The organism is Streptomyces sp. NPDC055189, from assembly GCF_053606765.1.
Genome location: NZ_JBSGSG010000047.1, coordinates 1 through 23096, shown reverse-complemented (window position 1 = coordinate 23096; position 23096 = coordinate 1). Strand labels below are relative to the sequence as shown.

At 71.3% G+C, this 23096-nt stretch carries 17 protein-coding genes and 1 pseudogene; 6 read left to right on the top strand and 12 right to left on the bottom strand.

Translation table 11 applies throughout. The annotated features are described in order from the left end of the window. Window positions 1-77 precede the first annotated feature (77 nt). The 3 genes from ACWFR3_RS28150 to ACWFR3_RS28140 form a co-directional block, all read right to left on the bottom strand. Window positions 78-1616: an acyl-CoA synthetase gene (locus tag ACWFR3_RS28150; protein ID WP_453737437.1), complete on the bottom strand. Its 1539-nt coding sequence runs from the start codon at window positions 1614-1616 to the stop codon at window positions 78-80. 223 nt (window positions 1617-1839) lie between these two features. Continuing rightward, window positions 1840-3321 carry a carboxylesterase/lipase family protein gene (locus ACWFR3_RS28145; RefSeq protein ID WP_453737436.1) on the bottom strand — a complete coding sequence of 494 codons (1482 nt, stop codon included), beginning with the start codon at window positions 3319-3321 and terminating at the stop codon, window positions 1840-1842. Between the two features lie 98 nt (window positions 3322-3419). Beyond that, entirely contained in the window at window positions 3420-4589 is a 1170-nt protein-coding gene (locus ACWFR3_RS28140) for a TetR/AcrR family transcriptional regulator (protein WP_453737435.1), read from the bottom strand. Window positions 4590-4923: 334 nt separating this feature from the next. Between ACWFR3_RS28140 and ACWFR3_RS28135 the strand changes: the two genes are divergently transcribed. Next, window positions 4924-7014 (top strand): DUF6351 family protein, encoded by a 2091-nt coding sequence (locus ACWFR3_RS28135; protein ID WP_453737434.1) that lies wholly within the window; start codon window positions 4924-4926, stop codon window positions 7012-7014. A 45-nt stretch (window positions 7015-7059) separates the two neighbouring features. On the opposite strand, the gene ACWFR3_RS28130 is transcribed toward ACWFR3_RS28135, so the two are convergent. Then, window positions 7060-8049 carry a LacI family DNA-binding transcriptional regulator gene (locus tag ACWFR3_RS28130; protein ID WP_453737433.1) on the bottom strand — a complete coding sequence of 330 codons (990 nt, stop codon included), beginning with the start codon at window positions 8047-8049 and terminating at the stop codon, window positions 7060-7062. 119 nt (window positions 8050-8168) lie between these two features. Here ACWFR3_RS28130 and ACWFR3_RS28125 point away from each other — a divergent pair, with 119 nt between their 5' ends. The 4 genes from ACWFR3_RS28125 (at window position 8169) to ACWFR3_RS28110 (ending at window position 13460) form a co-directional block, all read left to right on the top strand. Further along, window positions 8169-9170, top strand: a complete 1002-nt coding sequence (locus ACWFR3_RS28125) for an alpha/beta hydrolase (protein ID WP_453737432.1) — start codon at window positions 8169-8171, stop codon at window positions 9168-9170. 13 nt (window positions 9171-9183) lie between these two features. Next, window positions 9184-10134, top strand: a complete 951-nt coding sequence (locus ACWFR3_RS28120; RefSeq protein WP_453737431.1) for an alpha/beta hydrolase — start codon at window positions 9184-9186, stop codon at window positions 10132-10134. A 31-nt stretch (window positions 10135-10165) separates the two neighbouring features. Beyond that, a complete protein-coding gene (locus tag ACWFR3_RS28115; protein ID WP_453737430.1) occupies window positions 10166-11434 on the top strand; it encodes an MFS transporter in 1269 nt (422 codons plus the stop codon). Window positions 11435-11531: 97 nt separating this feature from the next. Continuing rightward, a complete protein-coding gene (locus ACWFR3_RS28110; protein WP_453737429.1) occupies window positions 11532-13460 on the top strand; it encodes a glycoside hydrolase family 15 protein in 1929 nt (642 codons plus the stop codon). On the opposite strand, the gene ACWFR3_RS28105 is transcribed toward ACWFR3_RS28110, so the two are convergent. The 4 genes from ACWFR3_RS28105 to ACWFR3_RS28090 form a co-directional block, all read right to left on the bottom strand. Further along, window positions 13457-13615, bottom strand: a complete 159-nt coding sequence (locus tag ACWFR3_RS28105) for a hypothetical protein (RefSeq protein WP_453737428.1) — start codon at window positions 13613-13615, stop codon at window positions 13457-13459. The genes ACWFR3_RS28110 and ACWFR3_RS28105 overlap by 4 nt on opposite strands. A 164-nt stretch (window positions 13616-13779) precedes the next feature. Next, window positions 13780-14577, bottom strand: coding sequence for an SDR family oxidoreductase (locus ACWFR3_RS28100; RefSeq protein ID WP_453737427.1), 798 nt, complete (start codon window positions 14575-14577; stop codon window positions 13780-13782). 92 nt (window positions 14578-14669) lie between these two features. Further along, on the bottom strand, window positions 14670-15983 hold the full coding sequence (locus ACWFR3_RS28095) for a cytochrome P450 (RefSeq protein ID WP_453737426.1): 1314 nt from the start codon (window positions 15981-15983) through the stop codon (window positions 14670-14672). Between the two features lie 243 nt (window positions 15984-16226). Then, a complete protein-coding gene (locus tag ACWFR3_RS28090) occupies window positions 16227-17162 on the bottom strand; it encodes an endo-beta-N-acetylglucosaminidase H (protein WP_453737425.1) in 936 nt (311 codons plus the stop codon). A gap of 698 nt (window positions 17163-17860) precedes the next feature. On the opposite strand from ACWFR3_RS28090, the gene ACWFR3_RS28085 reads away from it, so the two are divergent. After that, window positions 17861-18286 (top strand): hypothetical protein, encoded by a 426-nt coding sequence (locus ACWFR3_RS28085; RefSeq protein ID WP_453737424.1) that lies wholly within the window; start codon window positions 17861-17863, stop codon window positions 18284-18286. Here the strand turns inward: ACWFR3_RS28085 and ACWFR3_RS28080 are convergent. The 4 genes and pseudogenes from ACWFR3_RS28080 to ACWFR3_RS28065 all read right to left on the bottom strand — a co-directional run. Further along, window positions 18221-19348 (bottom strand): peptidase C39 family protein, encoded by a 1128-nt coding sequence (locus tag ACWFR3_RS28080; RefSeq protein WP_453737423.1) that lies wholly within the window; start codon window positions 19346-19348, stop codon window positions 18221-18223. The two genes, ACWFR3_RS28085 and ACWFR3_RS28080, sit on opposite strands and share 66 nt — an antisense overlap. A gap of 182 nt (window positions 19349-19530) precedes the next feature. Beyond that, a complete protein-coding gene (locus ACWFR3_RS28075; RefSeq protein WP_453737474.1) occupies window positions 19531-21636 on the bottom strand; it encodes an iron ABC transporter permease in 2106 nt (701 codons plus the stop codon). Window positions 21637-21671: 35 nt separating this feature from the next. Next, window positions 21672-22736, bottom strand: coding sequence for an iron-siderophore ABC transporter substrate-binding protein (locus tag ACWFR3_RS28070; RefSeq protein WP_453737422.1), 1065 nt, complete (start codon window positions 22734-22736; stop codon window positions 21672-21674). Window positions 22737-22871: 135 nt separating this feature from the next. Next, window positions 22872-23096, bottom strand: a pseudogene (locus ACWFR3_RS28065) (hypothetical protein); the annotation flags it as partial.

Sequence of the window (23096 nt, the reverse complement as noted above, 5' to 3'; positions counted from 1 at the left end):
GTCCAAGTGGTGTGCGGAAGGTGCGGTGCGCAGAAGGTGCGGTGTGCGGAAAGTGCAGGGTGGTGGGGTGCGCGGGGTCAGTGGACCGAGCGGTCGCTGTGGCGCCAGTGCGGGGTGCGCAGTTCGCGCTTGAGGATCTTTCCGGCCGGGGACAGCGGCAGGGCGTCGGTGAACTCGACGCTGCGGGGCGCCTTGTAGCCGGCGATGAGGGACTTGGTGTGCCGGCGGATCTCGTCCGCGGTGAGGGTGTGGCCCTCGCGCAGGACCAGGACGGCGTGGACGCGTTCTCCCCACTCCTGGTCGGGCAGGCCGATCACGGCGCAGGCGGCGACGGCCGGGTGCTGGGCGATGGCGTTCTCCACCTCGGCCGAGTAGACGTTCTCGCCCCCGGTGATGATCATGTCTTTGAGCCGGTCGACGACGAAGAGGTAGCCGTCGTCGTCCATGTAGGCGCCGTCGCCGGTGTGCAGCCAGCCCTCGCGCAGGACCCCGGCTGTTTCCTCGGGTCTCCCCCAGTAGCCGCGCATGATGTGGCCGCCCCGCAGGGCGATCTCGCCGACGGTGCCGCGCGGGACCTCGTTCCCGCCAGGGTCGATGATCTTCACTTCGCAGTGTGCGGCAGCCCGGCCCGCCGAGCGCAGCCGTCGGCCCGCCCGGTGGTCCTCGCCGGTGAGCAGGGTGGCCATGGGGGCGGCTTCGGTCATCCCGTAGGCCTGGCTGAACGCGACGTCGGGGAAGGCGTCCATGGCGCGTTTCAGGACGGGTTCGGGGATCGGGGAAGCACCGTAGACGATGGAACACATGCTGGACAGGTCGTGTTCGCCCAGGCCGGGGTGGTCGACGAGGGCCTGGATCATGGTGGGCACCAGCAGCGCGGAGGTGGGCCGGTGCGCCTGGATCGCCTCCAGTACGGCGCCCGCCTCGAAGCCGGGCAGGATGACGTGGCATCCGCCGACGAGGTTCTGCGTGACCCACATGGCGAGGTCGGCGAGGTGGAACATCGGCGCCGAGTGCAGCAGGCGCCCGCCCGGCGTGGCGAGCCGGGCGGTGACCTGGCTGCCCATGGCGGACAGCATCATGTTGGTGTGGGTGAGCATGACGCCCTTGGGCGTGCCGGATGTGCCGCCGGTGTAGAAGACGCCCGCCAGGTCCGCACCCCCGCGGCACACGTCGTCGGCGGGTGCGGTGGCCTCGATGAGGTCCTCGTAGGCGAGCATGCCGGGCGGTGTCGGTCCCTCGCCGCAGTGCACGACGGTGGCCGGCGCCTTGTCCAGTGCGGCGACCAGGCCGGCGAAGGTGTCGTCGACGAACAGGATGCGCGCGTCGCAGTCATGCAGCGAGAAGCTGATCTCCTGTGCGCTCCATCGGATGTTCACCGGGACGACGGCGGCGCCCGCCCACCACGTCGCCAGCAGGGTTTCGTGGTAGCGGTCGGAGTTGTGCGCGAGGATCGCGACCCGGTCGCCCGGAGCGGCATGCAGGGCCTGGAGTGCCCCCGCCAGACAGGAAATGCGGTGCGCCGATGCGCGCACGGTGCGGGTGCGGTCCTGGTAGACGGTGAGCGGGGCGTCAGGGGTCTGCTGGAGCATGCGGTGCAAGGGCTGGGTGAGAAACATGGTGCCCCTTTCGTGTGTCGTCAGCGCACGCCCGGGGCGGGCGCGATGGCGCATGCGGAGAGGTCGGCCGGCACGGCGGCGGGCGCAGGGTGCGCGGTGCCGCCGGTGCCGATGATCGGTGCGGCGGGGGCGGGGCGGGTGCCCGGGCGCCCGCCTCGGCGTGTTCGCCGGCCGGGGTGCCCGGCAGCGGGACGTGCCGTCCCGGGCGGCGGGGCGAGGGTGCTCATCGGATGCCGTGCCACAGTTGCCGCTCGGCGCCCGCCAGGTCGTCGACGGGGCCGCTGTCGGCGTCGAAGCGCATGGTCACGCGGCGCGTGGTGTCATAGCCGTTCCAGCCCGGGCCGCGGCCGTGGGCGAACGCGGTCCAGGCCTGGTGCATGACGGTGGCCAGGTGGTGCGGCGGTTCCTTGCCGAGCAGGCCGCTCTCGGCCGGGACGGCGGCCAGGTTGTCGTGGACGAAGGGCACCTCGAGCGTGTGGGCGGCGCCGCTGCCCGGCGGCAGCGCCGGGCTCTGCCAGGTGAATTCGTAGGCCCAGTGAGGGCCTTGGTGGGCTTCCAGAAGGCGCAGCGTGGGGATGCGGATGGCCCAGTCGGTCCAGGCGGCCTGCACGAGTTCGTGCAGGGAGGCGCCGGGCCGTGAGGCCTGGTCGTAGACGGCGAGATCGTCGCGGGCCAGTCCGAAGGTCTTCAGTGCCTGGTCCGCGAAGCCCTCGTGGAGGCGGTCGAGTTGGCCGCGCTGGGCCAGGAAGCTGATGGTCTCGTCGCGGGTGGTTCCGGCGAGCACCTCGACGTCCGCGGAGGCTCCTTCTGCCAGGGCGGTGAGGACGTCCTGCGGGAGGGTTTCCTCGTCGATCACCGTGCGGAAGGGGCTGACGAGGAACGACTGCGCGCCCCAATGCCGCGGTTCGTTGTATTCCAGGGCCAGTTGGAGCACCGCCTCCTGCGTCGCGGCCTGATCCACGCTCTGGAAGCCTTCGACCGTGGCGGGCACGCCCAAGAGCCGGGCCAGCCGGTCGGTGACTTCGTGGGCCTGCGTGCGCGGCACATCGGTCATGCAGACGCCGCTCTGGGCGATGGCGCGGCGGAAGAGCCCCCGGGCGGAGGGCATCGCGAGCAGGTTCATGACGCTCACCGCACCGGCGGACTGGCCGAAGACGGTGACGTCGTCGGGGTTTCCGCCGAACGCGGCGATGTTCTCGCGCACCCAGGTCAGTGCGGCCACCTGGTCGCGCAGGCCCAGGTTGGCGGGGCGGTCGGCGACGGGCAGGAAGCCCTCGACGTTCAGCCGGTAGTTGATGGATACGTAGACCACGCCGTCCCGGGCGAAGGCCGAGCCCTCGTAGCCGGGTGCGGATCCGGCGCCGAAGGCGTAGCCGCCGCCGTGGATCCACACCATGACCGGCAGGCCGGCGGGAAAGGGGCCCGGGTCGGGAGTCCAGACCTCCAGGGTGAGGCAGTCGTCGCCGGTCGCGGCCGGGTTGTGCAGCCGGGCCATGGGGTCGGGACCGGGCAGCGCGGGCTGCGGGCAGCCGGGGCCGCTGCGGGTGCCGTCCCGTACCCCGTCCCACGCAAGCGGCGGCTGCGGGGCCGCGAAGCGCAGGTCACCGACCGGGGGCCGGGCGAAGGGGATGTTGCGGAACACCGCGTACCCGTCGGCTGCCCGGCCTCGGATCCTGCCTGTTGTCAGGCGTGCCTCGACGTCCACAGACTGCTCCCCTTCGCCGTTCCGATTGGCTAATCGTGATTAACTTATGACGGCATGGGGCGGCGCTGTCAAGGGAAGCGCCGCGAGGAGGAAGGAGGTCAGTCGCCGGGCAGCAGGAGGCTCTCGCCCAGGACGACCAGGCCCTGCGCGAGTGCGGGCCGGCTCCGCAGGTGTTCGGTGCGCAGGACGTCGTTGACCAGTCCGAGCACCGCGCGCACCCGCACCTGGCGCTCGGATCGGGGCAGGTCGGGGCGGCACTGGCCCAGCAGGTGCTCCCACTCAAGGACGTGGTCGCGCTGGGTGCGCCGTACGTCGTGGCGCTGGTCGTCGGGCAGGTGGATGACCTCGGTCACCAGGGCCGCGAAGAGGTCGGTGTGCGTCTGGACCAGGCCGACATAGGCGCGCAGGAGCGCCGTCAGGACCTGCCGGGGATCGTCGGCGGATGCCATGGCCTCGGCCAGGGCCAGCTGCAGCGCCTGGGCTCCGCGGTTGAGCGCGGCGTAGAGCAGATCGCTCTTGCTGGCGAAGTGCTTGTACACGCTCGGGCCCGCGATCCCGGCCGCGGCGCCGATCTCCTCCAGGCGCGCCTCGTGGAATCCCTGCTGCCCGAAGAACCGGGTCGCGGCGCTCACCAGGGACTCCCGCCGCGAGGCGGCCACCCGGTCGGCCGACGGTGCGGCGCCGCGGGGCACCGGCACCCCGGAAGGTGTCGGCAGTCGCGCGGCGAGCACCGTGTGCGACATCTGCTCCAGCAGCGCGGCGAGCCGCCCTTCGGAGACCGCGATCCGCGCATGGGAGGGACTGCCCAGGACGGCGACCATCGACCACACCAGCAGGTCGGCGTCGGTCGCGCTCAGCTCGGCGCGCCGGTCCCCGAGCAGCCCCTCGAGCCGGGCGACCAGGTCACGGAAGCGCTGGCGCGTCTCTCCGCGCACCGGCTCGTCCAGATGCCGGACCTCGCGCTGCCACAGCACGCCCAGCTCCCGGCGCTCCACGGACAGCTCGGCCATGGAGCGCACCGCGTCATCCAGGGTGGCGGCGTCGCGCACGGCTGCGTCCATCACCGCGAACCCGTCGGCGACCACCGCCGCAAGCAGGTCGCGCTTGCCCCGGAAGTGCCGGTAGAGCGCCGGCGCCGAGATGCCGACCGCGCCCGCGATGTCCCCGAGGCCCACCTCGTGGAACCCGCGCTCGTGGAACTGGGCCGCGGCGGCGCGCAGGATCTGCGCTTTGCGGTCGGCAGGGCGTCTGGTTTTCTGCGTACTCACCCCTGCAGGCTACTTCGGATTAACTCCTGCCAGGGTTGGAATGCGGGCCGGACCGGCACGGACCCGCACCCCGTCGCTCGGCGCGAGCCACCCCGCGACGTTCACAAGTTAACGCCGGATCCCCACATGATGCCCACATGGCAGGCGGCAGATCCCGCACACATCGCTGCACACATCAATGCAACCATCCCTGCACGCATCTTGACCGCAACCACCCCCGCCTAGCTAAGTTAATTTTCATTAGCCTTCAACAGAGTCTGTGAAGGCCACCGGGAACGATCCGGATCAGAGAACAGGCGAGCCGCTGTCATGTTCCTGATCAGATGGGACACGCATGCACCGCAGAATCCAGCGCGCCGCGCTCCTGACCTGCGCCGTCATGGCAGCCACGGTGCTGCCGCCGGGGCAGGGAGCCTCGGCGGCGGACGAGCCGCCACCGGCGATCGCCCTCGCGACAGCGCCCGACCGGGGCCAGGTCACCGGCGGGGACGCGCTCGTGCGCATCACGACGACGGACCACCACCAGCCGGTCCGAGTGGAGGCGAACGGCACCCCGGCCGACGGCTTCCGGCGCCAGCCCGACGGCACCCTGCTCGGCCGGGTGACCGGCCTGAAGGACGGCAAGAACCGCATCACCGCCGAAGCCGGCGGACGCACATCGGCCCGCACCCTCACCAACCACCGCGCCACCGGCCCCGTCTTCTCCGGTCCGCGGGCCGTGCCGTTCTACTGCGAGACGACCGCCTTCGGACTGGCCCCGGCCAAGCAGCCGGACTGCTCGGCGCCCACCAAGGTCAGCTACAAGTACCGCAGCAAACTGGGCACGTTCCTGCCGCTGGCCGACCCCGACCACCGCCCGCTCGACCTCGCCACGGCGACCGTGGGCGGACGCAAGGTGCCCTACATCGTCCGCATCGAGACGGGCACCCTCAACCGTGCGGTCTACGAGACCGCCGCCCTGTACGACGGCTCCGATCCCTCGCCCCTTCGGCGGACGAAGAGCTGGAACGGCAGGCTCGTCTACACCTTCGGGGGCGGCTGTTCGGGCGGCCACCACCAGGGGGCGCAGACCGGAGGGGTGGTCAACGACACCTTCCTGTCACGGGGGTTCGCGGTCGTCTCCTCCACGCTCAACGTCCTGGAGACCAACTGCAGCATCCCGCTCTCCGCGGAGACGGCGATGATGGTCAAGGAGCACTTCGTCGAGACCTACGGACCGGTCAGGCACACGATCGGCTGGGGCGGGTCCGGAGGCGCCATCCAGCAGTACACCATGGCCGATTCCTATCCGGGGATCCTGGACGGGATCATCCCCATCGCCGGCTTCCCGGACGGCTTCACGCTGGAGAAGAGCATGGCCAGCGACTGCAAACTGCTCGTACGTCACTTCGCCGGGGCGGGCAGCTCCTTCAGCGCCGAGCAGCGTGATGCGGTCACCGGGATGCTGGAGTACGGCAGCTGCGTCGGCGCGGAGAACATCGACATCCGCACCGCCACCAAGCGCTGCGATCAGTCGATCCCCCTCACCGCGCGGTGGCACGCCACCGCCAATCCCGGCGGGGTCAAGTGCACGATGACGGAGGCCTACGCCAACCAGTTCGGCCGCGACCCGAAGAACGGCTTCGTGCGCAGCGTCCTGGACAACGTCGGAGTGCAGTACGGCCTCACGGCGCTCAACAGCAAGAAGATCAGTCCGGCCCAGTTCGTCGAGCTGAACTCGAAGATCGGCGGATACGACGCGGCGGGCACGCCGGTGGCCCGGCGTGCCCAGGCGGACCCGCGGGCGCTGAAGGCCGCCTACCGCGGCGACCTGCTCAACAGCATGCGGCTGGGGCTGCGCAGCACGCCGATCATCGACCACCGCCTCTACTCCGACCGGGTGCCGCTCGATGTCCATACCGCTCACTGGTCCTACGTGACGCGGGCGCGGCTGCAGGCGGCCAACGGGACGTCGGCCAACCACGTGATCATCGAAAGCCAGCTGGCGCTGGGCGAGCAGCAGACCGCGGACGCCTATGTGCTGACGTCGATGGACCGCTGGCTGACGAACGTCGCGGCCGACACGTCCTCGCGCAGCAAGCAGGCGAAGGTCATGGCCGGCAAACCCGCCGGTCTCGCCGACGCCTGCTACCTGACCCCGGCCAAGCGGATCAACGCCCGGCTGACGTATCCGGCCAGCGGACCGTGCGCGGATCAGTACCCCATCGGCGCCAACCCGCGGCTGCGGGCCGGGGCGCCGCTGGACCAGAGTCCGCTCAAGTGCGCCCTGAAGCCGGTGGACTTCGGCGACTACCGCGTGCGCTTCACCGACGCCCAGCAGGCACGGCTCCGCAAGGCCTTCCCCGGGGGCGTGTGCGACTACAGCCGGCCCGGTCCCGGCCAGGACGAACGGCCGGGCACGTGGAGGGACTACAGCGGGCGCTGACCTCCCCCGTCAGGCTCCCCGGTCAGGTGCTCCTGGACTCCCCCGTCAGGTGCTCTCCCTGGTGATCAGTTGCGGGACGAGGAGCGTGCGCACGGGGCTCTGCCGCGGATTCTCGATCAGGGAGCGCAGCAGTTCGGCGGCACGGCGGCCGGACTCGGCGAACGGCTGGCGGATGGTGGTCAGGCCCACGGTGTCCGCGAGCGTCCCGTCGTCGAAGCCCGCCACGGCGGCCTCGTCGGGCACCCGGGTCCCGGCGGCGCGCAGTCCCGCCAGGAAGCCTGCCGCCAGGACGTCGTGGTGGGCGATGACGGCCGTCGGCCGCTCGGCACGGCGGACGAAGTCGGCGGCCTGCGCGCGGGCCGCTCGTGCGTCGTTGCCCGTGAGCGCGATGTCCTCGATGCCGGGCTCCTCGCCCGCCTCGCGCAGCGCGCGGGCGATTCCCTCCAGCCGCTGCAGACCGGCCGAGGGAAGGCCCTGCGAGCGGTAGGGCTCGTGCAGGTACGCCAGGCGCCGGTGGCCACGGCCGAGCAGGTGGGTGGCCACCAGGTGGCCTGCCTGCTCGTCGTCGAAGGTGACGCTGGTGAACTCCGGGTTCGCCGCATCGACAAGGACGGTGGGCGGTCCCCAGCGGCGCAGGCGGTCGGCGCCCTCCCGGCCGAGCGGCACCCCCATGATCAGCAGTCCGTCGACGTCGCCGCGTACCGGCAGGGTCTCGAGCAGCGGCGTGGGGGACTCGGTGGCCGGCGGCGTGTCGTGCACCACCACTTCGACACCGTGGGGGCCGAAGGTCTCCAGGACGCCGACCAGACGGGTCCGGTAGGTCTCGTAGCTGCTGAAGGGCGCAAGGACCGCGATGCGGCCGCTGCGCTTCCGGGCGCGCTCGGAGACCGTGGCGCCGGCCCGGTAGCCCAGCTCGCCGGCGACCTCGATGACCCGGTCGCGCGTCTTCGGGCTGACCCGGTCCGGGTGGTTCAGCGCGAGCGAGACCGTCGAGATGCTCACGCCTGCGGCCTTGGCCACCTGATAGATCGTCACGTCCGAACTCCCCACGTCAGCACCCTATCCGAACCGGGCCCGCGCCCGTCATCCGGTGGTTGACCGTGCCGTCAAGCCATGTTTAAAGTGTTTCGTCGAAGCACTTCGATGGAGGTTTGATGGTAAATGTTCCAGACCTCGCCCGCATCGCGGGCTGCGAGCCGGCCGTAGTGGACTGGCTCGATGCCGTCGGTGAGATCGCGGGCGGACTTCCCCAGCTGCACTCGCCCGACCCGGCCCGGCGCCGCAGGGCGGCCCACCGGCTCTCCGACGCACTCGCCGCCCGGTTCACGCTGCCCGGCGACCCCCGATGCGAGGTGAGCGAGTACCGCGTGCCGACACGAGCCGGAGAGATCACCGTCCTGCGCTACCGGCCGCCGGGCGAGGAACCACCGCAGCTCGCGCACCTGTCCCTGCACGGCGGCGGCTTCGTCCTGGGCAGCGTGCGCGAAGTGGTCAACGACCGGCTGCTGCGCCACCGGGCGGCGGCCGGCCGCGTCGCCATCTTCGCCGCGGAGTACCGCCTCGCCCCCGAACACCCCTTCCCCGCCGGGCTCGAGGACTGCCTGGACGCCCTGCACTGGCTCATCGACGCCGCACCCGGCCTGGGCATCAGAACCGACCGGATCGGGATCGGCGGCATCTCCGCCGGCGGCAACCTCGCCGGTCTCGTCGCCGCACACGCCCGTGACAGCGGCCTGCGGCTGGATCACCAGGTCCTCGAGGTCCCCGGAGCGAGCCTGCACATCGACCAGGACGCCTCCTACCACCAGGCCGGCGCCCTGTCCGACTTCGGGGACCTGTCCGACACCCGCTCCGCCTACCTGAACGGGGCCCGCCCGGACGGCCGGTGGACGGCGCCCGCCGACATCACCGACCTGGCAGGGCTACCGCCCGCCCTGGTCCTCACCGCCGAGTTCGACCCGCTGCGCGACAGCGGCGAGCGCTACGCCGACCGGCTCGCCGCAGCCGGGGTGCCGGTCCAGACCTGGCGGGCCCCCGGGCACCTGCACGGCTCCACGTCGATCACCAGGACATCGGCGACCGCCCGTGCCTGGCAAAGCCGCGTCACCGACTTCCTGCGCAGCCGGGCCCACCGGCCCCTGAGCCCCCTTTCCTGACCGGAGACACTCCATGCCCATCGACGCCCACCTGATCCGCGCCCTCACCGAACTCGGCGTGCCCGCCCCGCCGGCGACCAATGACCCCCGGGAGCGGCGCAAGGCCGCCTTCGAATTCGAGCAGGCGGTCTACCCCCGCCTGGGAGCCAGCGGGCCCCAACTGCCGGTGCGCGAGCACGTGGTGGCGGTCGAGGGCCGGCCGGACGTACTCGTGCGCCTCTACTACCCGCAGGAGCCCGCCCCCGGCCTCGGCCTGCCGGTCTGTCTGCACTTCTTCGGCGGCGGCTGGCGCCAGGGCGGCATCCACCACCCCAGCGTCGCCACCCACTGCGCGGTGCGGGCGTCCGAGGCGAACATCGTCGTCGCGGCGATCTCCTACGCCCTCGCCCCGGAGCACCCCCACCCCACCGCGCTGGAACAGGGCTACGCCGCACTGGAGTGGCTGGTGCGCGAGGCCGGCGCGCTGGGAATCGACCCCGGGCGCATCGCGCTCTCGGGCCAGTCCGCGGGCGCCAACCTGGTGGCCGCGCTGACCCTCGTGAACCGCGACCGCGCCCGGCACCCGCTGGCCCTGCAGATCCTCGAGGTCCCCGGCCTCGACCTGACCCTCACGCACATCCACCGCGACGCCATCGAACTCACCGACGAGCAGTGGGCGGATCTGGAACGCATGATCGCCGACTACGTCCCGTGGGCCGAGGAGCGACGCTCCCCCTACGTCTCACCGCTGCTCGCCGAGGATCTGCACGACCTGCCGCCCGCCTGCATCATCACCGCCGAATGCGACCCGTTCCGCGGCGACGGCGAAGCCTACGCAGCCGCCCTCGCCGCGGCCGGGGTCCCCGTGGCGGCGCTGCGGCTGGTGGGCCTGACCCACGACGGCGGCCTGTACGAGAAGGCCTCCCTGACCGCACGCACGGCGCAGGCGGCCATCGCCACGGCGCTGCGCACCCTGCACGACTGACCCGAGCCACCCGCCAAGCAGAAGGACGACGATGTCCCCACTCACGGAGCAGGCTCACCACGCCGGTCCGGCGGCGTTCCCGGGCCGGCCGCAGCACCCGCTGTTCCTGCCGCTGTTCGTGTTCGCCTACTTCGGTGTCGCACTCGCCGCCGTCTCCGCGCCGGCGGTCAGCATCCCGCTGCGCCTGTCGGAACTGGACCCCGCACACAAGACCCAGATGCTCTCCCTGACCGTCGCCCTGGGAGGCGTACTGGTCGTTCTGATCACAGCGCCGCTGGGGCACTTCAGCGACGCCTCCACCGCCCGCGCCGGCATCCGGCGGCCCTTCATCCTCGGCGGCTCCCTGCTGGGCACCGCGGGCATGCTCGTGCTGGCACTGGCGCCCAACGTCACCGTCGTCATCACCGGCTGGGTACTCAGCCAGGCCGGATTCGCCTCCACCAGCATGGCGCTCAACGCGCTGCTCTCCGACCAGATCCCGGCCAGGATCCGCGCCCGCGTCGCAGCGACCTTCGGGCTCAGCACCGGCATCGCACCCGTCATCGGCAGTTCGCTGGTGGGGGCGCTGCCCGGCAATCCGCTGTACTGGTTCGGGATACCGGCCGCGATCGCGCTCGGCGCCAGTATCGGCGTCGTCCTGGTACTCAAAGACATCGTGCGCACCGAATCCGCGCCCGTGGACTGGCAGAGCCTGCTGCGCAGTTACTGGATCAATCCGCTGCGGCACAAGGACTTCGCCTGGGCGTGGATCTGCCGGCTGCTCGTCACCATGTCGCTGTTCACCGTGATCACCTATCTGCTCTACTTCCTCACCGACCGGCTCGGCATCGCCTCCGCGGACGCCCCCTCGGCGCAGGGCACCGTCCTGGGCGCCTTCTTCGTCTCCAGCATCGTCACCACCCTGGTCTTCGGCTGGGTCTCCGATCGCACCGGCAGGCGCAAGACCATCGTGTGGTGTTCGGCCCTGTTCACCGCCGTCGGGCTCCTCGTCAGCCTCTGCGCCACCGACCTGACCACTTTCACGGCGGGCATCGCCCTGGCCGGGATGGGGCAGGGAGCGTTCGTCTCCGTCGACGTCGCCATGATGACCGAGCTCCTGCCCGACTCCGCCAACGCCGGAACCGGTCTGGCCGTCATCGCGCTCTCCTACCAGCTGCCCGCCCTCCTGGTTCCCGGCCTGGCCACGCTGCTGCTGACGATCGGGGACAACGGGCCGAACTACGTGGCGCTCTTCGCCGCCGCCGTCCTGGCGTCCATACTCGGCGCACTCGCCGTGCTGCCGATCAAAAGCGTGCGCTAGCGGCCCGCATGCCGTCCCGCACGCCACTGCGGGGCACCAGGCCCCGCCCCGATCCCGCTTGCCTCCCCCGTACGACCCCCGCGAACTGGAGCACCACATGGCAGCCCGCATCGAGGACTACGCGCTGATCGGCGACATGCAGACCGCCGCACTGGTCGGCCGGGACGGCGCCGTCGACTGGCTGTGCCTGCCCCGCTTCGACTCCCCGGCCGTCCTCGCCGGGCTGCTCGGCACCGACGACCACGGCTTCTGGCGGATCGCCCCCGCCGGCTCGGTGCCCACCGCCGGGCACGGCGACCACCACCCCGGCGCGGACCCGGCCCCGCCCGCGGACCGCCGCCGCTATCGCGGCGACTCCCTCATCCTCGAACAGGAATGGGACACCCCCCACGGGTCCGTCCGGGTCATCGACTTCATGCCCCCGCGCCACCTCGGCGAGAGCCCCGGCAGCCCCACCGTGATCCGCGTCGTCGAGGGAATCACCGGCCGCGTTCGGATGCGCTCCGCCTTGCGCCTGCGCTTCTCCTACGGACGCATCGTGCCCTGGGTGCACCGCGTGGACGACGCACACGGCAGCCGGACCGCGGCGGTGGCCGGACCCGACTCGGTCTGGCTGGACGGCGAGCCCGGGAGCTACGGCCAAGACCTGACCACCTGCGCCGACTTCACCATCGCCGCAGGCGAACGCACCGCCTTCGCACTGACCTGGCAGCCCTCCCACCTGCCCCCGCCGCAGCACACGGACACCGAAGCCGCCCTCACCGCCACCGAAGCCTTCTGGAGCGACTGGATCGCGCACTGCACCTACCACGGCCCCTACCGCGAGGCCGTGATCCGCTCCCTGATCACCCTCAAAGCACTGACGTACGCCCCCACCGGCGGCATCGTCGCCGCCCCCACCACCTCGCTGCCCGAGGACATCGGCGGCGTACGCAACTGGGACTACCGCTACACCTGGCTGCGCGACGCCGCCATCACCCTCTCCTCGCTCCTGCGCACCGGATACCGCGAGGAGGCCCGCGCCTGGCGCGACTGGCTGCTGCGCGCGGTCGCCGGCGACTCCGAAAATCTCCAGATCATGTACGGCATAGCCGGCGAACGGGAGCTCACCGAAACCCAGCTCCCCTGGCTGCCCGGCTACGAGCACTCCACCCCGGTCCGCGTGGGCAACGGCGCCGCCACCCAGCTCCAACTCGACGTCTACGGCGAGGCCGTCGAAACCCTCCACCTCGCCCAGCGGTCGGGCCTGCCCCAAAACCACTACGCCGACCTGCTCCAACTGCGCCTGATCAGCTACTTGGAGCAGCACTGGCGCGAACCGGACGAGGGCATCTGGGAAATCCGCGGTGCGCGCCGCCACTTCGTCCACTCCAAGGTCATGGCCTGGGTCGCCGTCGACCGCACCGTCAAACTCCTGGAGACCACCTCCCTGGACGGCCCCCTGGATCGCTGGCGCACGCTGCGCGAGGACATCCACCAGGACGTCTGCACACACGGCTATGACGCCGACCGCAACACCTTCACCCAGTCCTACGGCTCCGCGGAGCTGGACGCCGCCCTGCTCCTAATCCCCCAGGTCGGCTTTCTGCCACCCGACGACAAGCGCGTGATCGGCACCATCGAGGCCATCCAGCGCGAACTGCTCACGCCCGACGGCTTCGTCCTGCGCTATCCGACCTCCGGCGGGGACACCGGCGTCGACGGTCTCCCCGGCGATGAGGGCGCCTTCCTGGCCTGCTCCTTCTGGCTCGCCGACGACCTGGCACTGATCGGCCGCACCGACGAGGCCCGCGCGCTCTTCGAAAAACTCCTCGGCATCCGCAACGACCTCGGTCTCCTCGCCGAGGAATGGGACCCCCGCCGCAAGCGCCAGGTAGGAAACTTCCCCCAGGCCTTCAGCCACGTCCCCCTCATCGACAGCGCCCTGCGTCTCGGCGCTCCGGTGCGACTCGATCCCGGCGGGCGCCCGGGCCGCGAGTCTGCTTTCCGCACCGTGGACGCGGACACGCCCTCCAGACCCCGCTAGACCCGGCCCGTACGCATCCGGCGACGCATCCACACACAGAACGCAAGCCCTGACACGACACCCCACAACAGCCCGGCGACCATCGCCGTCGGCCACGCGAGGCCGGCCGCGAACCGCATCAGCACTCCCCACAGCAGCCCCCCGACGAGCCACACGGCAACCACCTTCACCCACAACATGCCGTTCAACTACCCCCGAAAGAGGAGCCGATGACACCCGCGGCCCACACCGTCCGCCGCCTCACGGCAGCCGTCCTTACCGGGTCACCGCCGCCGGCGTCGCCTGCCGGGAACGTCCGCGCGCCCTCCCGCGCGCCTGCCTACCCGATCCCGCCGTTGCTCTGGAGCAGCTGGCCGTTGACCCAGCCGCCCTGCGCCGAGCAGAGGAACGAGACGAGATGCGCGCAGTCGCGCGGTGCACCGAGGCGCCCCAGGGGCGTGAGGCGGATCATGTCCGCCTTCTGCTCCTCGGTCATCCATCCGGTGTCGGTCGGTCCGGGATTGATCGCGTTGCAGGTCACTCCCAGCTGGGCAAGCTCGCGTGCGGCGGCCAGCGTGATCCGGTCCATCGCTCCCTTGCTCGCCCCGTAGGGAAGGTTTCCTGCAGTGTCGTCGCTGGTCAGGCTGACGATGCGTCCGCTGCCGTGCTGTCCGCGAAACCGCAGCCCGTACTCCCGGATCAGCAGCCAGGTGGCCCGCGCATTGACCGCGTAGTGCAGGTCGAAGCTTTCCACGCTGGTGTCAAAGAGGCCGGAGTCGACCGACTCGCAATGGCAGAGAACCAGCGCGGTGACGTTGCCCAGCTCACGCTCGACGCCCTCGAAGAGCCGAGCCGGCACCGCCGGGTCACTCAGATCCGCCTCGACCGCAAGCGTCCTCGCCCCGTGCGACGTCAGCTTCTTCTGCAGCTCGCCGGACGCACCCGGCTCCCTGCCCCACTGCATGCGCGCGTCGTACGGCGTCCAGTAGGTGAAGGCCACGTCCCAACCGGACCGGGCCAGATCCAGCGCCACGGACGACGCAATCCCCGCCGACCGCCCCGCCCCCGTGACCAGGGCAAGCGGACGCCCCGCCGCTCCCCCGCCCGGCCCGCTTTCCACGTGCGTCTCACCAGTCATGTTCCTCATCCTGACGGGCCGCCCGGCACACGGCACCCGTTTTTTGCCGCGCCCGGTCGCAGCCGCCACGCCCCGTCCCGCGGCTTCCCCGCCTAGTGTTCCCGTGGCCGCACCGTCATCCGGATCCCGTCCCGCGCCCACAGCACGAACCGTTCCACCGGCGTCACTTCGTGCCCCGGCGCGGGCCGAAAGCGCAGCCGCTTGAGGAGGACGGCAAGGACGAGCTGGGCCTCGACCGTGGCCAGAGCGGCGCCCTCGCAGCTGCGCGGTCCGATCCCGAAGGGGATGTACGCGAGGCGCGGACGTTTGGCCTCCTCCTCGGGCGTGAACCGCTCGGGGTCGAACCGCTCCGGCTCGGGCCAGTACTCAGGGTTCAGGTGCACCGCCCAGAACGGATAGAACACCGTCGTCCCGGCCGGGATCTCGTACGGGCCAAGCACCAGGTCCTCGGTTGTCTCGCGTGCGCCGTAGGGGCCGGGCGGGAACAGGCGCATCGACTCCTTGAGCACCCTGTCCAGATACGTGAGCCGCCGCAGGTCGCCGTAGCCGGGCGTGGCGCGTTCGCCCAGGACCTGGTCCAGTTCGGCGGCGACGCGATCGGCCGCCTCGGGGTGGCGGCCCAGCAGGTGCAGCGTCCAGGAGACGGCGACGCCGGTGGTGTGGTGGGCGGCCAGCAGCGTCACCATCACGGTGTCCCGGATGCGCGCCGGGCTCTGGCCGGCCTCGACGAGCGCCCCGATCAGGTCGCTGCGGTCGGTGCGCCCGCCCGGGCGGTGCGCCGCCACCACGCGGTCGACCGTCGCGCGCAGGTAGGCCAGGGCCGCGTCGGCCCGCTCCGCCGAGCGCGGGTCGGGTCGCGGCACCTGGTAGAGCCGCCCGAGGTGCTCGGTGAGCACCTCCTCGAATGCGTCGACGACCCGGCCGGTGTCGGTTTCCGCGCCGCCGAGCGCGAACCCGCAGATCATCCGGAGCGACAGCGCGGTCAACTCCTTCTGCAGTTCGACGGGTTCACCGCCGGGCTGTGCGGCCCAGCGGTCCGCGAGCTCTTGCGCCAGCTCGGCGAAGCGCGCGAAGTGCCGCTCGTGGGACGGGCGTCCGGCGAGCACCGAGAGCAGCAGGCGGCGCCAGGGGGTGTGCTCGTCGGCGGGCAGCACCTGCAGATTGCCCGCTTCGCACAGCGGGTCCAGGAACGCAAACAGTTCCTCGGGCCGCTTGTCGATGTGTGCCGTTGCTTCCAGGAGGACGGGATCGGCGACCGACACGGCCGTGTCCGCGCCCGGCAGTTGGAAGCGCACGACGGGTCCGTGCGCTTCGTGCAGACGCAGCTGGTATCGGTGCAGCCCTCCTGCGGCCGCAACGGCGCTCAGCCCGCCGTCTTCCTGGTGCTCGGGTCCGGGGATGCGCATTTCGGTGCCTCCTGTCCCACAGCCTGCCCAAGGCTGCGACCGGTCCGGGGGCTCGTCAACTCCCCCTCTACAGCGGCCAGTTTTCCCGACCTTGCCTCCTGCCTCACGGCGGCACGCGGAAGCCTTGGACCGACCCCACCGCGCTCTCGACATCGTTGTCGAGAGCGCGGCCTGCACGGATTTCAGCCCGACGGGACGGGGCGAGCCCCGAGAAAGCACCGCGCACGGGGGCGTGCGATCGCCTTACGGCTTGTAAACGGCTGCACTGCCGTACAGCTCCCTGGTGAACGCGGAGACATCGGCGCTGCGGTCGGCGCCGTCGAGGTTGTACGTGAGGTAGACGCCGTATCCCTCACTGACGGTGCGGCGGGCGAAGCTGGAGACCGTGCTCTGCGAGGTCCGGCCGATCTCGACGGCCGCCGGCGAGAGCTTCGACTTGGGCAGTGCGATGCCGGGGACCTGCCAGGTGCCGTAGTACGGGTTCCAGGCGTAGTCGAACTTGGACGAGACGTCGACACCTCCGTAGGAGAGACGCGTCGCGGCCGGGCCGATGTTGTAGAGGCTGATGATCTTGTCCGGCATGTTCGCGCGCAGTGCCGTCACCAGGTGCACGAACGAGCTGGCGTTGGGCTGGCCGGTGCCGTTGTTGCCGTACTCGGCGTACTCGTCGTCGAAGTCGATGCCGTCGAGGCCGTACTTGGTCACGGTGTCCGACATCTGCTTCGCGAACGCCGAAGCCGCTTGCTGGGAGGGGAAGTTCGCGAAGCCCGCACCCTGGTGGTTGCCGAGCACCGAGAGGACGACCTTGATGCCCTTCTGCTGCAGCGGCCGTATCTGGGTGTCGGCGTTGTCGAGAACCCGCTGCACGTTCTCGTTGAAGTGCAGGTACGCCTCCTTCTTGCCCGCGTCGTAGTTGATGTTCGCCGCGAAGATCACGGCGACGTCGAAGGCGTTGCCGCCTCCGTTGGCGAGGGTGTACTTGCCGACGTTCAGCATGCTGTTGTTGTTCACCTCGACGTACGCCACCGAGGTCGGTCCCTGCTTCGCGAGAGCGGGGGTGGGGGCGGGAACGGGGGCCGCTGCTGCGCCGGTCGTGGCGGTCGCGCCGAAGGCGAGCGCCGCGACGGCCGAGAGCGCGAGCGCGGCGGTCCGCACTCTGCTCCGTACCAGAGTGAACATCGTTGATCGGTCTCCCATCGCATGGGTCGGCGCCCGACCTGTTCGAAGGCGCCGAGTGAGCCCTCCGAGTTTTCCTCTCCCGTGACCGAATCCCAAGAATCATGCGCAGACTCTTCACGACTCCCACGCACCTCGCGCCGCAGCAGTGCGGCGCGCCGGGGCACGGGAATTGGCGCGTTCTGGCCCACGCCCGGCATGCCTGGCTCACGGACGGGAAGGCGGGTGACCGCACCTGTTCGTCAGCAAAGAGCGCCCTCCCACACCAAACGCCGCGGCGGCCACATAGGTCCACACGCCTCCACGCCCTGCGACCAGCAGCGCGGTGCCCAAAACGATGCAGACCACCGCAAGGATCGCGAAGGGAAGGGACGGGCCTCTGTGACGGGGCATGGAGTTGCATGTGCCCTCGGTCTCCCGGTTGAATCCCCTGTTCACAGCCACAGTTGACGCAGGCCGACTCGTTCAGCCGTCGCGAGAGAGCGCCCTGCCGTGACAGCTGCGGCCGGCGACGATACCCAACAAATAGTGAAGTAGCGGTCCTTGAGTACCGCTCAGTGAAGAATGGCTGAGCCAGATCCACGGATACCGAACTCATCGCGCGGGCCGCACTTGACCACCTGCGAGGCAACGGCGCGACCGGCGGCATCGCCGCCTCCCCCGCCGACCGGCGAGAGCCCGCTTATGCGAAAGGACCCCCGTTGCAGCACCTTGAACCGGCCCTGACCGCCGACATCATGCGTCTGATCTGGGCTGACGAGCACGCCCGCCCCACCCCATCGGTGGCAGTCGACGCGTACACGCGCCGACTACTCGCCGACCCCGCCATCAGCCCGGCCCTGCGCGAAGCAGGACCGGCCCCCGCCAATGACGAACCGTTCTACTCGGTACTGCACACCCGCGAACCTGTCCGACGCGGCGCCTACGTCTACACCCGCACCGGCCGCGTCAGCCTCCTCCTGGACGAGGAGCGCGCCCGCGACCTCGTCGGCCACCAGGCCGTCACCGTGGACCAGGGCAACAAGGAATGGCGCATCGCGGTACAGCTCACCGACACGGCGTCAGCGCTCGTCGCCGTCGAACTGACCCGCCGCGCCATGGACGCCATCCGCCCGCTCGACTCCTGACCCCGCCTCGCTCCGGTGCGGGCGGCCGATGGTCACGGCGCCGCGGAAGGGGTCTGCCGAGAGGACGGACATGGCGTCGAGCGACGGGTCGGGGACGGGCAGCAGGTGGGCGTCGAGCCAGGTGTCTCCCGTCGCATCGTTGGCCCACGGGTCGTCGATCACGATGGCGCCGGGTACGGCGCCATGGCAGAGCACCCAGTGCGGCACGTCGAAGCCCTGCATCCCGGCGAGCGACAGCAGGAGCAGCACGTGCTCCCCTTGGCCGATCGCGCTGCGGATCGCGGTCAGGGACAGGCGGTGCGGGTCGACCGGGAGGCCGATGTGCGCGGCGTCCGCCCGCGATGCGTGCTGGAGCAGGGCGCGCCACTCCTGCTCGCCGTCCGGGTAGTGGTCGAGCAGGACGGGGCGGTCCGTATCGAGGTGGACCGTGACGGGGGACGACGGCCAGGCCCGGCGCACGGCAATGCCCAGCCTGACGGGCTCGCATGCGGGGAAGTTGGTCGCCTCGCGCCACAGCGTCAGTTCGGCCTGGCGGTCGAGTGCCTGGTGCGGCAGCGCCCCCGCCCGGGTCTGCGCGACCAGGGCGGTGACGGCGCCGCAGGTGAAGTGCGTGGTCTGCCGATAGTACGGGGGTTCGCTCACCGTGGCGTCGTGCAGCCAGCGTACGTAGCCGGTGTCCGGTCCTTCCGAGTGCTCCGCCGGTGTCAGCGGCGGGCGCAGCGGGGTGAAGCCGGCGGCAGCGGCGGCCTCCGGACTCACCGTCCAGCCTTCCCACTTGACCTGCGCGAGCCCTTGGCCGCGTGCGTGGGCCAGGACGGCCCGGACGGCTGCCTGCACATCGCCGACGGCGTCCACGATCTTCAGGTAGGCCGTGTTCGGGCGTGCCGTGACCAGCGCGGCAGCGGTCCAGTCCGTGCCGTTGTCGCCTTCGACGGCCACGATGTGCGGGGCGTGGGCGGAGCGGCCGACCGTGTGCCAGCGTTCGGGCACCTCGTGCTGTCCGAGCCGCTGCAACTGAGTCGGTGGCGTGCCGGACTCGAACGGGACGACGACGAACTTCACGGGCGTTTCCTGCTGTTCTTGCTGGTTCTGCTGTTCTTGCTGTTCTTGCTGGTTCTGCTGTTCTTGCTGTTCTTGATGGTCTTGCTGTGCTCGTTGTTCTTGTTGATCCTGCTGGGGCGGCATATCAGTGCTCCTGGCCGATCGGAGGGGGCGGGGGTTTCGCCCGCGGGTTGACGGCCGTGTCAGGCGCGGGAGCGCCGCAGCACCCACACGAAGTACGGGCCGCCGACCAGCGCAATCATCAGGCCCGCCGGCACCTGGGCCGGTGCGACGAGCGTGCGGCCGAGCGTGTCGGCCACGCAGACCAGCACCGCGCCGAGCAGCATCGCGACCGGGATCGCGCGGCCGTGCCGGGCGCCCACCAAGGAGCGGGCGAGGTGCGGGGCGACGAGCCCCACGAAACCGACGGCACCCACAGCGATCACGCTGAGCGCCGCCAGCACCGCGGCGATCGTCAGAGCGCCGATGCGTACGCGCACCGGCCTCATTCCCACGATGCGCGGGGTGTCCTCGTCGACGGCGAGCAGGTCGAGCCGGTCGCGCATGGCAAAGAGCACGGGGAGCGCGAGCACCAGGGCCACCGCGACCGGTACGACGTCGGGCAGCGTGCGCCCGTAGGTCGTGCCGGAGAGGAAGGTGAAGATCCGGGGCGTGTTGTACGGGTCGGCGCGCAGCAGGAGGAAGGTGGTGATGGAGCTCAGCCCGTAGCCGCAGCCGATGCCGATCAGGACGAATCGGTCGGGCAGGAAGCCGCCGCGCCAGGACAGCAGCGCGATGACCGCGAACGTGGCGAGCCCCGCCGCGACCGCGACCGCGATGAGCAGCGGCCGTCCGCCGGGCAGGCCCGAGGTGGCGACGGCCGCCGCACCCAGTCCGGCGCCCGCCGTGATGCCGAGCACGCCCGGCTCGGCCAGCGGGTTGCGCACGGTGCTCTGTACGGCGCAGCCGGCAAGACCCAGTGCCGCGCCGGCGAGGATCGCGGCGAGTACGCGCGGGAAACGGTCGTCGAGCGCCTGGCCGATCAGGTCGGGGGCGGCTCCACGGGCCCAGAGCGCGAGGTCACCCGTCCGCAGCCAGAGGCTTCCCGCCAAGACCGCCACCAGGGCGGCCACCGCCAGGAGGATCACCGCGCCGAGCACGACGAACAGGAACGCGCGGCGTGAGCGTGCGGCGATGCGTGCGTGCGGCGGCTGGCGGAGCGCGCCGGTGTCGCGCAGGCGCAGCGCGAGGACCACGATCACGACGGCGCCGAGCAGCGCGGTCGGCACGCCGGTGGGTATGGCGGCGGCTCCGTCCGCGCCCTGGAGCGCGCGCAGCGACGCGTCCGCGAGCAGGACGAGCAGCGCGCCGAGCAGTCCGGCCGCGGGGACGAGGAGAAGGTGGCGGCGCAGTGATCGGACGCGTCCCGCGATCAGGCGGGCCAGGACGGGGGCGCCCAGGCCGACGAAGCCGATCGGGCCCGCCAGGGTCACCGCGGTACTGGTCAGAAGCACCGCGCAGAGCACCGCGGTCAGCCGGGTGGAACGGATCGGCACGCCCAGGGTGGACGCGGCGTCGTCGCCGAGGTTCATCACGTCCAGCTTGCGCGACAGCGCAAGGGCGACGCACAGCACCACGGCCATGAGCGGGAAGGCGCGCAGCGACGCGTCGATGTTCAGCTGGGCGAGCGAACCGCTGCCCCAAGCGAAGAGACCGGTCGTGTTCTGGTTGAACAGGATCAGGAGCGTCCCGGTCGCCGCGTCCAGGGCCAGCGCGATCGCCGATCCGGCCAGGATGAGACGGGTGCCCGCGGTACCCGCGGCCCGCCCTGCCAGGAGCAGCACCAGCGCCGCCGCGGCCAGACCGCCGGCGAAGGCGACGGCGCCCGATGCCCAGAGCGGGACGGTCAGGCCGAAGGCCGCGACGAGCGAGAGCGTGAAGTAGGACCCGGCCGTGACCGCGAGGGTGTCGGGAGAGGCGAGCGCGTTGTGGGTGACGGACTGCAGCAGCGCGCCCGCACAGCCCAGGGCGAAGCCCACCGCCACGCCCGCGAACAGGCGCGGCAGGCGCGAGCCGGTGAGGATCTCACCGACCGGCGCCCCGCCGGTGTTCTCGCGCTGCCCGGCGAGGTGGCGCAGCAGGTCGCCGAAGCCGACGCCCGATGTCCCCTGCGTCAGGTGCCACAGGCCCACCAGGACGGTCAGGACAAGGAGCAGTGCCAGGACGGCCACCCCGGCGGGCGCGCTGCCGCGCCCGGCGGGAGTACCGCCTTGCCCGGCGGGAGATCCGCCGTGCTCGGGGCGCGGCAGCGCTTTGCCCGCGGGGGCCGTTATCCGCGGCGTGTTCACTTCTTGTCGAGGACGTCGACGTACGCGTCGATCGCCTGCGCGCAGGAGCGCGGACCGCCGGCGCCCCATACCCGCGCGGGGAAGGAGTGCGCGCGGCCTTCCTTCACGGCGGGGATGGTCTTCCAGATCGGGTTCTTCTTCAGCGCGGCGACGTATCCGCCGGCTCCTTCGTCGTTGGCGTAGAAGAGGTTGGCGTTGCCCACCGAGGTGAGTCCCTCGACGTCGGTCTGGGCGAGGCCGTAGGACTTGTCGACGCCGCCGTCTCCATGGTTCTTGTTGACCTTGTCGGTCCAGGCCGGCTTCATGCCGAGTTCCTTGCCGATCTCGGTGAACAGAGCACCGTCGCTGTAGGGGCGGACGGTGAGGTTGCCTCCCTGCAGCCAGCCGTCGAAGAACAGGAAGTCCTTCGTGGGCAGGTCGGCGTCGGTGACCTTCTTCTTCGCCGCCGCGAGGTGGTCGTCGAACTCCCCCAGTACCTGGTCGGCGCGCTCGGTGCGGCCCGTCGCCTCGCCGATCATGCTGAACACCTCGCGCATGTTCCCGATCGGGTCCTTGGGGTTCGCCCCCCGGGTGGCCATCACGGGGACGCCGCGCTTCTCCAGCTTCTTGAGGGTCTCGTCGTCCTTGTTGAAGGCCTCCACGACGATGAGGTCGGGCTTGGCCGCGTAGAGGGTGTCGAGGTCGGGCTCCTCGCGGGTGCCGATGTCGGTCACCTTGCCGGGCAGCTTCTCGGCGCTGACCCAGGTGCTGTATCCCTTCGCGTCGGAGACCGCGGTGGGGGTGATGCACAGCGTCAGCGCGTCCTCGACCTGCTGCCATTCCAGGACCGCGATGCGTGCGGCGGGCTTGTCGAGCTTCACGGTGCGCCCGACGCCGTCCTTGAAGGAGACCGGCTTCTTCGAGGTGGTCGTGGTGTCCTTGGCGCAGTCCTTCGACGCGGGCGAGGCGCTGGCCTTGCCGCCGGCCCCGGGCTTGTCGACGGAGGTCGTGCCGCAGGCCGTTGCGGCCAGGACGAGGAGCCCGGTGGAGGCTGACGCCGCCAGGCGGTGGGCACGGTTCATGAACGTTCCTCTTTCTTGTTTTCCGGCAACGCGTCTTTCTGTCGACGCGTCGCGGCGGCGGATGCGCCGCTTCAGGCAGGGGCCGCCCGCGCCGCTCGAGGCACGGGGGGTCCGGCAAGTAGTGGGCGCCCTGAGTCAGGCGGGGTGGCGACCGATGGGGTCGATGCGCAGACGGCCCGTGCGCGGGTCGACGCCGACCTCGACGCGGATGTCGTAGACCTCGGCGATGTTCTGCTCGGTGAGGACGTCGGCGGGGGCTCCGGCCGCGTGCACGCGGCCGGAGCGCATCAGGACCAGCGTGTGGGCGACCCGGGGTGGCGGGTGGATGTGGGGCCGCACCCTACCCCCCCCGAAGACGGG

Excerpts from the sequence above, each read along its gene's own strand:
- ACWFR3_RS28110 (WP_453737429.1), top strand. The coding sequence starts at position 11,532 with ATGGCAGCCCGCATCGAGGACTACGCGCTGATCGGCGACATGCAGACC.
- ACWFR3_RS28100 (WP_453737427.1), bottom strand. The coding sequence starts at position 14,577 with ATGACTGGTGAGACGCACGTGGAAAGCGGGCCGGGCGGGGGAGCGGCG.
- ACWFR3_RS28090 (WP_453737425.1), bottom strand. The coding sequence starts at position 17,162 with ATGTTCACTCTGGTACGGAGCAGAGTGCGGACCGCCGCGCTCGCGCTC.
- ACWFR3_RS28070 (WP_453737422.1), bottom strand. The coding sequence starts at position 22,736 with ATGAACCGTGCCCACCGCCTGGCGGCGTCAGCCTCCACCGGGCTCCTC.
- ACWFR3_RS28125 (WP_453737432.1), top strand. The coding sequence starts at position 8,169 with ATGGTAAATGTTCCAGACCTCGCCCGCATCGCGGGCTGCGAGCCGGCC.
- ACWFR3_RS28120 (WP_453737431.1), top strand. The coding sequence starts at position 9,184 with ATGCCCATCGACGCCCACCTGATCCGCGCCCTCACCGAACTCGGCGTG.
- ACWFR3_RS28150 (WP_453737437.1), bottom strand. The coding sequence starts at position 1,616 with ATGTTTCTCACCCAGCCCTTGCACCGCATGCTCCAGCAGACCCCTGAC.
- ACWFR3_RS28095 (WP_453737426.1), bottom strand. The coding sequence starts at position 15,983 with ATGCGCATCCCCGGACCCGAGCACCAGGAAGACGGCGGGCTGAGCGCC.
- ACWFR3_RS28135 (WP_453737434.1), top strand. The coding sequence starts at position 4,924 with ATGCACCGCAGAATCCAGCGCGCCGCGCTCCTGACCTGCGCCGTCATG.
- ACWFR3_RS28115 (WP_453737430.1), top strand. The coding sequence starts at position 10,166 with ATGTCCCCACTCACGGAGCAGGCTCACCACGCCGGTCCGGCGGCGTTC.